At 69.4% G+C, this 13,551-nt stretch carries 5 protein-coding genes, 1 tRNA gene and 1 rRNA gene; 1 reads left to right on the top strand and 6 read right to left on the bottom strand.

Features of this window, described 5'->3' with window-relative positions; all coding sequences use genetic code 11:
• Positions 1-45: 45 nt before the first annotated feature.
• The 3 genes from FBY22_RS06110 to FBY22_RS06100 form a co-directional block, all read right to left on the bottom strand.
• Positions 46-2,757, bottom strand: a complete 2,712-nt coding sequence (locus tag FBY22_RS06110) for a DNA translocase FtsK (RefSeq protein ID WP_142142983.1) — start codon at positions 2,755-2,757, stop codon at positions 46-48.
• Positions 2,758-2,881: 124 nt separating this feature from the next.
• Positions 2,882-3,565 carry a two-component system response regulator gene (locus FBY22_RS06105; RefSeq protein ID WP_142142981.1) on the bottom strand — a complete coding sequence of 228 codons (684 nt, stop codon included), beginning with the start codon at positions 3,563-3,565 and terminating at the stop codon, positions 2,882-2,884.
• Positions 3,566-3,809: 244 nt separating this feature from the next.
• Positions 3,810-9,290: a HAMP domain-containing protein gene (locus FBY22_RS06100; protein ID WP_142142979.1), complete on the bottom strand. Its 5,481-nt coding sequence runs from the start codon at positions 9,288-9,290 to the stop codon at positions 3,810-3,812.
• Between the two features lie 377 nt (positions 9,291-9,667).
• On the opposite strand from FBY22_RS06100, the gene FBY22_RS06090 reads away from it, so the two are divergent.
• Positions 9,668-12,421, top strand: a complete 2,754-nt coding sequence (locus FBY22_RS06090) for a SpoIIE family protein phosphatase (RefSeq protein ID WP_142142975.1) — start codon at positions 9,668-9,670, stop codon at positions 12,419-12,421.
• A gap of 45 nt (positions 12,422-12,466) precedes the next feature.
• Here FBY22_RS06090 and FBY22_RS06085 read toward each other — a convergent pair.
• From FBY22_RS06085 to rrf, 3 genes are all read right to left on the bottom strand, one after another.
• Positions 12,467-12,539 (bottom strand) — tRNA-Thr (locus FBY22_RS06085).
• A 76-nt stretch (positions 12,540-12,615) separates the two neighbouring features.
• Positions 12,616-13,278 carry a DegT/DnrJ/EryC1/StrS family aminotransferase gene (locus tag FBY22_RS06080; protein WP_142147391.1) on the bottom strand — a complete coding sequence of 221 codons (663 nt, stop codon included), beginning with the start codon at positions 13,276-13,278 and terminating at the stop codon, positions 12,616-12,618.
• 112 nt (positions 13,279-13,390) lie between these two features.
• A 5S ribosomal RNA gene (rrf, locus tag FBY22_RS06075) occupies positions 13,391-13,507 on the bottom strand.
• Positions 13,508-13,551 lie beyond the last annotated feature (44 nt).

The raw sequence follows: 13,551 nt of genomic DNA, 5'->3' as shown, positions 1-13,551 counted from the left end.
TGAGTCACGATCGGACATCGGTGGCGCACCGGCTCGGGGTCTTTCTCAAGCCTCCCCGCGGATCACCGCGAGCACTCCGTCCAAGTCGTCAGCCTTCACAAGAACGTCACGAGCCTTCGACCCCTCGCTCGGCCCGACGATGCCCCTGGACTCCATGAGGTCCATCAGGCGCCCGGCCTTGGCGAAGCCGACGCGCAGCTTGCGCTGGAGCATGGACGTCGACCCGAACTGGGTGGACACCACCAGCTCGGCCGCCTGGCACAGCAGGTCGAGGTCGTCGCCGATCTCCTCGTCGATCTCCTTCTTCTGCTTCGTCCCCACGGTGACGTCGTCCCGGAAGACGGGCGCCATCTGGTCCTTGCAGTGCTGGACGATCGCCGCGACCTCCTCCTCGGTCACGAACGCGCCCTGCATACGGGTCGGCTTGCTGGCGCCCATCGGCAGGAAGAGGCCGTCGCCCTTGCCGATGAGCTTCTCGGCGCCGGGCTGGTCGAGGATGACGCGGGAGTCGGCGAGCGAGGAGGTGGCGAAGGCGAGCCGCGAGGGCACGTTCGCCTTGATCAGACCGGTGACGACATCGACCGACGGCCGCTGCGTGGCGAGGACCAGGTGGATACCGGCCGCGCGCGCGAGCTGCGTGATGCGCACGATCGCGTCCTCGACGTCGCGCGGTGCGACCATCATCAGGTCGGCGAGCTCGTCGACGATCACCAGCAGGTACGGGTACGGCTGGAGCTCGCGCTCGCTGCCCTCCGGGGGCTTGACCTTGCCGTTGCGGACGGCCTCGTTGAAGTCGTCGATGTGCCGGTAGCCGTACGCCGCCAGGTCGTCGTAGCGCAGGTCCATCTCGCGTACGACCCACTGGAGCGCCTCGGCGGCCCGCTTGGGGTTGGTGATGATCGGCGTGATCAGGTGCGGGATGCCCTCGTAGGCGGTCAGCTCCACGCGCTTGGGGTCGACGAGGACCATGCGCACGTCCTCGGGGGTCGCGCGGACCATGATCGACGTGATGAGGCAGTTGATGCACGACGACTTGCCGGAGCCGGTGGCGCCGGCGACCAGGACGTGCGGCATCTTCGCGAGGTTGGCCATCACATAGCCGCCCTCGACGTCCTTGCCGAGCGCGACCAGCATCGGGTGGTCGTCCTCGGCGGCCGCCGCGAGCCGCAGCACGTCGCCGAGGTTGACCATCTCGCGGTCCGTGTTGGGGATCTCGATGCCGACGGCGGACTTGCCGGGGATCGGACTGATGATCCGCACGTCCGGACTGGCCACGGCGTACGCGATGTTCTTCGTCAGCGCGGTGATCCGCTCGACCTTCACGGCCGGGCCGAGCTCGACCTCGTAGCGGGTCACCGTCGGACCGCGCGTGAAGCCGGTGACGGCGGCGTCGACCTTGAACTCCGTGAAGACGTTCGTCAGGGAGGCGACGACGGCGTCGTTGGCGGCGCTGCGCGCCTTGCCGGGGCCGCCGCGCGTGAGGAGGTCGAGGGAGGGCAGCGCGTAGGTGATGTCGCCGGACAGTTGGAGCTGCTCCGCGCGCGCGGGCAGTTCGGCGGGCGCTTCCGGAGCGGGCTTGGTGAGGTCGGCGACCTCGACCTTCAGCTTCTCCTGCTTGAGCTTCTCCTGCTTGGGGCGCGCGGCCGGGACCGGCGTCGGCGTGGGCAGCGTCTCCTCGCGGTCGCCCACGCTCACCCCCTGGGTGAGGTCGGCGACGACCGGCGACGGCGGCATCCCGTGCATGACGGCACCGTCGAGCGCGGCCGCGGCGGCCGCTGCGACGTCCACGGCGTCCATCTGGCGGCCCATGTCGGGCTGGGGCACCGCGGAGCGCCTGGGGCGGCCGCGACGCCGGGAGAGGGCCTCCTGCTCCGCGCTGTCGGGGTCGTACGGCTCGGCGGCGGATCCACGCCGGCGCGTACGGGCGGGAATCGCCTCGCGCCACTGCTCGTCGTAGCGCTGGTCCTCCTCGGTGGGTTCGCCCACGTACGGGTCGTGGACGATCCCGAGCCGCACCCCGAGCATTCGCAGCCGCTGCGGGATGGCGTTGACCGGGGTGGCGGTGACGACGAGCAGACCGAAGACCGTGATCAGCACGAGCAGCGGTACGGCGAGCACCTCGCCCATGGTGTACGTCAGCGGGGTGGCCGCCGCCCAGCCGATCAGGCCGCCCGCGTCCCTTATGGCCTGCATGCCGTCGCTGCGGGCGGGCGAGCCGCAGGCGATGTGGACCTGGCCGAGCACGCCGATGGCGAGCGCGGACAGGCCGATGACGATGCGGCCGTTGGCCTCGGGCTTCTCGGGGTGGCGGATGAAGCGCGCGGCGATGACTGCCAGCAGTATCGGCACCAGCAGGTCGAGGCGGCCGAAGGAGCCGGTCACCAGGATCTCGACGAGGTCGCCGACGGGACCGCGCAGGTCGGCCCAGGTGCCGGCGGCGACGATCAGGGCGATGCCGAGGAGGAGGAGAGCCACGCCGTCCTTGCGGTGTGCGGGGTCGAGGTTCTTCGCTCCGTTCCCTATACCCCGAAAAACGGCGCCGACGGCGTGCGCGACGCCCAGCCACAGCGCGCGCACCAGCCGGTAGATACCCCCGGTCGGGCTCGGCGCCGGCCTGGGCGGCGGCGCGGCCTTCTTCGCCGCGGCCTTCCTGGCGGGCGCCTTCTTCGCGGGGGCCCTCTTCGCGGCGGCCTTCTTCGCCGGAGCCGCCGCCTTCTTCGCGGGCTGCTTCTTGGCAGCGGAGGGACGTGAGGCCATAGGTGTGAGATTACCGGTGGAGTCGACGACGGACACGTGTGCCCACTGCTTCACCCGTTCGTGTCGCCCTTGACGGTGCGCGGAACTGACGCGTCCTCATGCGCAACTGCGCCTCGTGGGAGCGTCAGTTCTGCGAGGACACCGAGGAGGTGTTCCCGGCACCCGGCTCCAGCGCGTCCAGCGCCCGCCGCAAACCGGTGAGTTTGCGTTCGAGATGAGCCGCGGTGGCCACCGCCGCCGCGTCCGCCGAATCGTCGTCCAGCTGCTTGGACAGCGCCTCGGCCTGCTCCTCGACGGCCGCGAGCCGCGCCGACAGCTCGGCGAGCAGGCCGGCCGGCTCCTTGGCGTCACCGACCGCGGACTTGCCTCCGCCGCCCTCCAACTGCAGGCGCAGCAGCGCCGCCTGCTCCCGCAGCTGGCAGTTCTTCATGTACAGCTCGACGAAGACCGAGACCTTCGCGCGCAGCACCCACGGGTCGAACGGCTTGGAGATGTAGTCCACCGCACCCGCCGCGTAACCGCGGAACGTGTGGTGCGGGCCGTGGTTGATCGCGGTGAGGAAGATGATCGGGATGTCCCGGGTCCGCTCCCGCCGCTTGATGTGCGCAGCGGTCTCGAAACCGTCCATGCCCGGCATCTGGACGTCAAGCAGAATGACCGCGAAATCGTCCGTGAGCAGTGCCTTGAGCGCTTCTTCCCCGGACGATGCCCGCACCAGTGTCTGATCGAGCGCGGAGAGGATGGCCTCCAGCGCCAGCAGATTCTCCGGCCGGTCATCGACCAGGAGGATCTTGGCCTTCTGCACCATGGCCCGCCCTCCTCGCCCCGGATGTGCACCGGGCGCCGCCCCTGGGGACGACTCCGTTTCGCCGCCCGTCCTTGTGCCGGTCATCGTAGCCGCACCCCGCCTGTCGCCACACCCTGTCACCGTGATGTCACTGTGCACGTAGCAGAAACGGACCGGGGGACCAGAAGGTTCCCCGAATCCCGTACTTCTACACGGCGTCGGCCACACTGAGTCAGCAACTCCGTGTGAACATCGATGATTCCCGTCACTCCCCCCGCATCCACTGCTCCATCACCGTCAGCAGGTGATCGGGGTCGACCGGCTTGGTCACGTAGTCGGAGGCGCCCGACTCGATGGCCTTCTCCCGGTCGCCCTTCATCGCCTTCGCCGTCAGCGCGATGATCGGCAGTCCCGCGAACTGGGGCATCCGACGAATCGCGGTGGTCGTCGCGTACCCGTCCATCTCGGGCATCATGATGTCCATCAGGACGACAGCGACGTCGTCGTGCTGCTCCAGGACCTCGATGCCCTCGCGGCCGTTCTCCGCGTACAGCACCGACAGACCGTGCTGCTCCAGGACACTGGTCAGCGCGAACACGTTACGGATGTCGTCGTCGACGATCAGCACCTTCTGCCCGCCGAAGCGGATGCCCCGGTGCACCTGCGGCTGCGCGGACTGCTCGTCGGCCGGCCACTGCTCCGGCGACAGCGAACTCTGGCCGGCGTCGAGCGCGTGCCTGCGGCGGCGCCTGAACAGCGCCGCGGCACCGTTCTGGGCATGCTGGTACGACTTCACCTCGGCCGGCGTCTCGATCTCCGCGTCGGAGAGCTGGGAGAGGTCCGACGCGGCGACCAGATCGCTCGCCCCGAGGGCCGCCACGGGCTGCTGGTAGCCCTGCGGCGGCAGTTCGCTGGGGTGCAGGGGCAAATACAGCGTGAAGGTCGAACCGCGCCCCGGTTCGCTCTGCGCGTGGATCTCCCCACCGAGCAGCTGGGCGATCTCCCGCGAGATCGACAGTCCCAGGCCCGTACCGCCGTACTTGCGGCTGGTGGTGCCGTCGGCCTGCTTGAACGCCTCGAAGATCACCCGCATCTTGCTGGCCGCGATGCCGATACCGGTGTCGGTCACCGAGAAGGCGATCAGGCCGGCGTCCGGGTCGCTGAGCGAGCCGGTCTCCAGCAGCTGCTCCCGGATCGCCATGGGCACGTCCGATCCGGCCGGCCGGATCACCAGCTCCACGGAGCCGGAATCGGTGAACTTCACGGCGTTCGACAGCAGGTTCCGCAGCACCTGGAGCAACCGCTGCTCGTCGGTGTGCAGGGTGGCCGGCAGCTCCGGCGAGACCCGTACGGACAGGTCCAGGCCCTTCTCCGCGGTCAGCGGCCGGAAGGTGGCCTCCACGTAGTCGACGAGCTGGACGAGCGCGATGCGCGTCGGGGAGACGTCCATCTTGCCCGCCTCGACCTTCGACAGGTCCAGGATGTCGTTGATCAGCTGCAGCAGGTCCGAGCCGGCCCCGTGGATGGTCTCGGCGAACTCGACCTGCTTCGGCGTGAGGTTGGCGTCCGCGTTGTCGGCGAGCAACTTGGCCAGGATCAGCAGCGAGTTCAGCGGCGTCCGCAGCTCGTGCGACATGTTGGCCAGGAACTCGCTCTTGTAGCGCATCGAGACCGCGAGCTGCTCGGCGCGCTCCTCCAGGACCTGCCGAGCCTCCTCGATCTCGGTGTTCTTCACCTCGATGTCGCGGTTCTGCTGGGCCAGCAGCTCGGCCTTCTCCTCCAGTTCGGCGTTGGACGCCTGCAGCGCCTTCTGCCGGTTCTCCAACTCCGCCGACCGCTCCCGCAGTTGCTCGGTCAGCTCCTGGGACTGCTTCAGCAGCTGCTCGGTCTTGGTGTTGACCGAGATGGTGTTGACGCTGGTCGCGATCATCTCGGCGATCTGGTTGAGGAAGTCCTTCTGGATCTGCGTGAACGGCGTGAAGGAGGCCAGCTCGATGACGCCGAGCACCTTCCCCTCGAACAGCACCGGCAGGACGATCACCTGCGCCGGCGGTGCCTCGCCGAGGCCGGAGGAGATCTTCAGGTAGCCGCTGGGCGCGTTCTCCACCAGGATCGTGCGCTTCTCCTGGGCGGCCGTCCCGATCAGCGCCTCGCCGGGCCGGAACGACGTCGGCATGGAGCCCATCGAGTAGCCGTACGAGCCGAGCATCCGCAGCTCGTACTGGTCCTCGGCGTCGGCGCTCAGGTCCTTGCCGTCCATGAGCGGCATCGTCAGGAAGAACGCGCCGTGCTGGGCGGAGACCACCGGCGTCAGCTCGCTCATGATCAGCGAGGCGACGTCCTGCAGGTCGCGGCGGCCCTGCATCAGCGCGGAGATACGGGCCAGGTTGCCCTTGAGCCAGTCCTGCTCCTTGTTGGCGATCGTGGTGTCGCGCAGGTTGGCGATCATCTTGTTGATGTAGTCCTGCAGTTCCTGGATCTCGCCGGACGCGTCGACGTCGATCTTCAGGTTCAGGTCGCCCCGGGTCACCGCGGTGGCCACGCGCGCGATGGCACGCACCTGCCGGGTGAGGTTCCCGGCCATCTCGTTCACCGACTCGGTGAGGTCGCGCCAGGTGCCGTCGACGTCACGCACGCGTGCCTGACCGCCCAGCTGGCCCTCGGTGCCCACCTCACGGGCGACCCGGGTGACCTCCTCCGCGAACGACGACAGCTGGTCGACCATCGTGTTGATCGTCGTCTTCAGCTCCAGGATCTCGCCCCGGGCGTCGATGTCGATCTTCTTGGTCAGGTCGCCCTTGGCGATGGCCGTGGTGACCATGGCGATGTTGCGCACCTGACCGGTCAGGTTGGACGCCATCTGGTTCACGGACTCGGTCAGGTCCTTCCACGTGCCGGCCACGCCCGGTACGTGCGCCTGGCCGCCGAGGATGCCGTCCGTGCCCACCTCGCGGGCCACCTTGGTGACCTGGTCGGCGAACGAGCTCAGCGTCTTCACCATGGTGTTGAAGGTGTCGGCGAGCTGCGCCACCTCGCCGCGCGCCTCGATCGTCACGGTCCGGGTCAGGTCGCCGTTGGCGACCGCGTTGGCCACCTGGGAGATGTTGCGCACCTGCATGGTCAGGTTCTTGGCCATGAGGTTCACGTTGCCGCTGAGGTCCTTCCAGATGCCCGTGACCCCCGGCACGTGCGCCTGGCCGCCCAGGATGCCCTCGGTGCCCACCTCACGGGCCACCCGGGTCACCTGCTCGGCGAAGGAGGACAGCTGGTCGACCATCGTGTTGACGGTCGTGACGAGTTCGAGGATCTCGCCCTTGGCGTCGACGGTGATCTTCTTGGACAGGTCGCCCTTGGCGACCGCGGTCGTGACCTCGGCGATCTGGCGCACCTGGATGGTCAGGTTGTTCGCCATGAAGTTCACCGACTGGGTGAGGTCCTTCCAGGTGCCGGAGACGCCCTGCACCTCGGCCTGACCGCCGAGCTGGCCCTCCGTACCCACCTCGCGGGCGACCCTGGTGACCTCCTCCGCGAACGACGACAGCTGGTCGACCATCGTGTTCAGGGTGTTCTTCAGCTCCAGGATCTCCCCGCGCGCGTCCACGGTGATCTTCTGGGAGAGGTCACCGCGGGCCACCGCGGTGGCGACCTGGGCGATGTTGCGCACCTGGGCGGTCAGGTTGCCCGCCATGCCGTTCACGGAGTCGGTCAGGTCCCGCCACACGCCGGCCACGCCGGGCACCTGCGCCTGCCCCCCGAGACGGCCCTCGGTGCCCACCTCACGGGCCACCCGGGTCACCTGCTCGGCGAACCCGGAGAGCTGGTCGACCATCGTGTTGATGGTGTTCTTCAGCTCCAGGATCTCCCCGCGCGCGTCGACGTCGATCTTCTGCGAGAGGTCGCCCTGGGCCACCGCCGTGGTCACGTAGGCGATCTGCCGCACCTGCGAGGTCAGGTTGCCCGCCATGAAGTTGACGGAGTCGGTGAGTTCCTTCCATGTACCGGACACGCCCGGTACGACCGCCTGACCGCCCAGGCGGCCCTCCGTGCCCACGTCCCGGGCCATCCGCGTCACCTGGTCGGCGAAGGACGACAGCTGGTCCACCATCGTGTTCACGGTGTTCTTCAGCTGGAGCATCTCGCCGGAGACGTCCACGGTGACCTTCTGGGAGAGGTCGCCGTTGGCCACGGCCGTCGTGACCTGGGCGATGTTGCGCACCTGGCCGGTGAGGTTGCGGAACGCGGTGTTGACCGAGTCGGTCAGGTCCTTCCAGGTGCCGGCCGCGCCCGGCACCTGCGCCTGGCCGCCCAGCTCACCCTCGACACCGACCTCGCGGGCCACGCGCGTGACCTCGGAACCGAAGGACTGCAGCTGGTCCACCATCCCGTTGACGGTGTTCTTCAGCTCCAGCATCTCGCCGGCGACGTTGACGGTGACCTTCTGCGACAGGTCACCGTTGGCCACGGCCGTCGTCACCGCGGCGATGTCCCGCACCTGGATGGTGAGGTTGCGGAAGACCGTGTTGACGGAGTCGGTGAGGTCCTTCCAGGTGCCGGCCGCGCCGGGAACGTTCGCCTGCCCGCCCAGCTGTCCCGCGGCACCGACCTCGTTGGCCACGCGCGTGACCTCGTCCGCGAAGATCCGCAGCGTCTCGGTCATCTGGTTGATCGTGTCCGCGAGCTGCGCGACCTCGCCGCGCGCCGAGACGGTCACCTTCTGCGACAGGTCGCCGTTGGCGACCGCGGTGGTGACCTGGGAGATACCGCGCACCTGGGCCGTGAGGTTGCCGGCCATGAGGTTCACCGAATCGGTGAGGTCCTTCCACACGCCGGCCACACCGGGCACCTGCGCCTGGCCGCCGAGCTCGCCCTCCGTGCCCACCTCGCGCGCGACGCGGGTCACCTCGGAGGAGAACGACGACAGCTGGTCCACCATCGTGTTGACGGTGTTCTTCAGCTCCAGCATCTCGCCGGCGACGTGAACGGTCACCTTGCGTGACAGATCGCCCTTGGCCACCGCCGTCGTCACCAGGGCGATGTCCCGTACCTGGGCCGTCAGCCGGTACGCCATCGTGTTGACGGAGTCCGTGAGGTCCTTCCACGAACCCGACATGCCACGCACGCGTGCCTGGCCGCCCAGCTTGCCCTCGGTGCCCACCTCGCTGGCCACGCGCGTGACCTCGTCGGTGAACGTCGACAGCTGGTCGACGAGGTTGTTCACCGTCCGTCCGACCTTCAGGAACTCTCCGCGCAGCGGATGCCCCGTCCCGTCCGGCGCCTGCGTCCGCAGCTCCATCCGGGGCGACAGATCGCCCTCGGCGACCGCGGACAGCACCCGGCCGACCTCGGAGACGGGCCGTACGAGATCGTCCACGAGGGCGTTCGAGGCCTCGATGGCGGCCGCCCAGGAGCCCTCGTACGCACCCGTCTCCAGACGCTCGGTGAGCTTGCCCTCGCGGCCCACCATGCGCCGTACCCGGGACAGCTCGCCCGTCAGATGCAGATTGCGGTCGGCCACCTCGTTGAAGACGGCGGCGATCTCCGACATCACACCGTCGCCGGAGACGGTCAGCCGTTTCCGGAAGTTTCCGTCGCGCATCGCCACGAGGGCCGCCAGCAGTCGGTTCATGGCCGCCGTGTCCACCGCGGTGGTGCCACCGCGTGGTGTGCGCTGGTTGTCCAGGGACTGTCCGGACTGTCCGCCTTTCGCGCGCGTCTTAGTGCCCCGCGTCGCTGCGCCAGACTCCACTGTGTCCCTCCCGCAGGGGTCGACCGTTACTGCTGTGCTCCGCCACTACTGCTCGCGGTACCCGTTACTGCTGCGTATTCCTGCCGGATATACCAGGCCGCACCTCGGGCTGCTGCCCGCTGCATACAGAAGTCACTCGGCCTGCCCGGACCTTCACAAGAAGCTTGCCCAGTGTTTCACCCCGGCCGAACCCGGCCATAACAGTTCGGCAGCTTCGCACATCGTCCGCACACCCTCTGGGCGGAAAGACTGCAGACCGGCATCCGCACGGCCGTCGAAGGTAAGTAACCTTGCATGCGGCTGTCCAGCCGCGCCGGTCCGTCCGGCCTGGGCGGTGGTACGAGGAACGAGCGGGCATCGGAGGGACGGCCGGACACATGACCACCGGACTGATCCCCGGGGGACAGCCCCCGGACCGGCCGACGGGCACGCGCATGCCGCATCAGCGGGGCGAGCCGGTCGGCCACGGAGCCCTGCACGTCGACAACAGGCCGAGGAGTTCTGTGATCACCGCGCGCGCGGCCGCCAGCTTCGAGCCCGTCGGGCGATCCGTAGCGACCGCCCGCTCCTTCGTCCGCGACACCTTGCAGGGCTGGGGCTTCGCCGACATCGTCGACGACGCCGTCGTCCTCACCAGCGAGCTGGTGACCAACGCGGTGGTGCACGCCGGCACCTCCGCCGACGTCCTGTGCCTGCGCACCGACGAAGGCGTACGGATCGAGGTCGCCGACCGCTACCCGGAACGCGAGATCCCCCTCCAGGGCTCCCCGGTCAACATGGGCAGCCCCGACCGCGAGGGCGGCCGCGGACTCCAGCTCTGCGCGGCGCTGGCCGGCCGCTGGGGTGTGGATTACACGCCCACCCACAAGCAGGTCTGGTTCCAGCTCGCCCTCCCCGAGCGCGCCGTGGGCACGCGCGCGGCGGGCCCCTCGCTCCCCGCCGATCTGCTCCCGCTCGCCGACGGCAGAGTCCGGGTGGCGGTCGTCCAGATCGACCGCACCGGCTCCATCACGTCGTGGAACGAGGACGCGGAGGAGCTCTTCGGCTACCCGGCCGAACAGGTGATCGGAAAGCCCCTCACCGATCTCGCGGCCTGGCCGCACACCCCTGGCACCAGCACGGGCATCGCGGAAGCACTCCAGCTCTCCCGCTGGGAGGGCAGCTACGGCATAAGGGGCGCCAACGGCCGGGTCACCCCGGTCTACGCTTCCCACCTCCGCGTACGCGACACGGGCGGCGAACCCTCCACGGTCTGCCTCCTCGTCCGCGACCACGAACGGGCCGTCCTGCAGACGCCACTGCGCGGCCCCGCCTCCGACTCCGTCACCAACGCCGAGGGCCAGAGCACCGACCCCTTCGAGGTGTTCATCGGCTCCCCCGCCCCGGACGACCTCGACGGCCTCCTGCAGCGCACGGTCGAGCGCGCCCGCGACATGCTCGACGCCGACTCGGCCTTCCTGCTCCTCGCGACCGACGACGAGACGGAGCTCGAGGTCCGCGCGTCGACCGGCCTGCCCTCGGCCCGGCAGCGCTTCGCGCGCGTGCCCGTCGAAGCCGGCCCCGGCCGCTACGGCTCGGCCCGCATGCCGGCCGTCCACGACGACCTGGCGGCCGTCCCGGGCGCCGTACCGCTGCTGAGCGGCACGGGCATGCGCTCGGTCGTCACGGTCCCCCTGAAGGTCGAGGGCCGCCTGACCGGCTCTCTGGGCGTCGCCGCCGAGTCCCCCGGCAGATACTCGAACGAGGAGGCCCTGCGCCTGCAGTTCGCGGCCGACCGCATCGCACTGGCCGTCGAGTCGGCGCGCCTGGGCGAGCTGGAGCGGCTGCGCAGGGGCTCGCTCAGCTTCCTGGTGGAGGCCTCCGACCTGCTGGCCGGCACCCTGGACCGCGACCAGACCCTGGCGCTGATGGCCCAGATGACGGTTCCCACGCTGGCCACCTGGTGCGCCGTGTACACGATCGCGGACCAGGCGTCCGAGCCGTACCTGTCGTACGTCCTGCACGAGGACGAGGAACTCATCGACGGCATCAAGTCGTTGCTCTCGAAGATCCCCCCGCCGGACCCGGTCCCGACCCCCGGCGCACGCGTCTGGTCCGCCCCCGGCGAGGTCGCCCACCAGGCGGCCCTGCGCAGCTCCATGCGCAGCCTCGGCCTGTCCGGCGGCCCGACCCGCCAGGTCGCCTCCGGGATCGGCCCCACGCTCGCCACGGCGTCCGCCGTGGGCGGCGAGACGGTCGTCCTGCCGCTGGTGGCCCGCAACCGCGTCATCGGCATGCTGACGCTCGGCAAGCCCACCGACGAACACTTCCGCCAGGAAATCCTGGAACTGGCCGAGGACTTGAGCCGACGGGCCGCCCTGGCCCTGGACAACGCCCGCCTGTACTCGGAGCGCACGGCCATCAGCCAGTCCCTCCAGCGCAGCCTCCTGCCGCCCGAGCTCCCAGAGATCGACGGCGTCGAGGTCGAGGTCATCTACCGCGCGGCCGGCGAGGGCAACGAGGTCGGCGGCGACTTCTACGACCTGTTCCCGATCAGCGACGGCGCCTACGGCTTCGCCATCGGCGACGTCTGCGGTACGGGCCCCAACGCGGCGGCCGTCACAGGCCTGGCCCGCCACGCCCTGCGGCTGCTCGCCAGAGAGGGCCTGAGCGGCCCGGCAGTCCTGGAGCGCCTGAACTCGGCGATCCTCGACGAGGGAGCCCGCAGCCGCTTCCTGACCCTGCTCTACGGCGAGCTGCGCCCCCAGGAGGACGGCAGCGCGGAGCTGAAGGTGGTCTGCGCCGGCCACCCCCTGCCGCTCCGCCTGCGCCAGGACGGCACTGTCGAACCGGCCGCCGAGCCGCAGCCGCTGCTGGGTGTCATGGAGGACCTCGATCTGTACGAGGAGACGGTCACCCTCGACCCCGGTGACGTCCTGCTCTGCGTCACGGACGGCGTCACGGAGCGCCGCGAGGGCACGCGCATGCTGGGCGACGACGGGCTCACCGACGTCCTCACGACCTGCACGGGACTGACGGCGGGCGCGGTCGCCGCGCGCATCATGCGCGCCGTCGAGCGCTTCGCGTCGGACGCCCCGTCCGACGACATGGCGATCCTGGCGATGCGGGTCCCGGGCCTCCACAAGGACTGAACGCAAAAGAACCCCCGCCCGAAAGGGCGGGGGTTCTTTTGTCGGAGCCCCCTAACGGAATCGAACCGTTGACCTTCTCCTTACCATGGAGACGCTCTGCCGACTGAGCTAAGGGGGCCTGTCGCCTTCTCGGAGCTTCCCCCGCGGCAACGAAATAGATCATACCCCGAACACTCGCGTGCTCCCAACCTCGCTCAGAAGGCCGGCTGGAGCAGCCCGCCCAGGGCGTTGCACGCACCCGCGACGCGCTGCATGTCCCGCTTCGTCAGCGCGGCGTCCACGGGCAGCGCGAGGGTCTCGTCCGCGGCCCGCTCGGTCTCCGGCAAGGGCACGCACCGCCGGAATTCCGGCAGCCGGTGCACCGGCGTCTTCACCGGCACCCGGCACTCAACTCCGCGCGCCCGCAAGGCCCGCGCGAAGGCGTCCCGGTCCGGTCGCCCGTTTCCCGGCACCCGCACGACGTACTGCTCGTAGGTGTGTCCGTCACCGCCGTCGGGCGTGCGAAGACCCCGCAACTTGACGTCGAGGTAGGCGGCCCGCTCCCGGCGCTGCGCGATCTCGTCGTACGGCGCCTCGGACTCGCCCTGCTCCAGCACCAGAAGGCCGTGCCGCTGACCGATGGCGTGAAACCGCGTGATGTCAGCGGGTCGTCCGAAGCGATGTACGACAACGACGGCCGCGGTACGCGGAGTTGTCGCCGCCTCCACGGCGGATGCGTCAAGACAGTAGGTGACGGGATCTATGTCGGCGAACACCGGCAGCGCTCCGGCCATGGCAACGGCCTCGGCGGCCTCGACGTTCCCGAAGGCCGGCACGACGACCTCGTCACCGAGTCCGACACCGGCCGCCCTGAGCATTGCAGCAGTACCCATGCTGTGGATGCTCGTTGCGCAACGTGAACTCCAAGTGACGTAAAACAAAAAAGGGTTGGTCCCGGAACCTAAGTTCCGGGACCAACCCTGAATGGTTGTTCGGCGGCGTCCTACTCTCCCACAGGGTCCCCCCTGCAGTACCATCGGCGCTGTAAGGCTTAGCTTCCGGGTTCGGAATGTAACCGGGCGTTTCCCTCACGCTATAACCACCGAAACACTATGAAGTTAGACCGGAAAAAACACGGTCGTTGCCTCAGA

It is taken from the genome of Streptomyces sp. SLBN-31, assembly GCF_006715395.1.
Taxonomy (GTDB): domain Bacteria; phylum Actinomycetota; class Actinomycetes; order Streptomycetales; family Streptomycetaceae; genus Streptomyces.
Note: the sequence above shows the minus strand (reverse complement) of the source record. Positions and strands in the feature narration are given on the sequence as shown.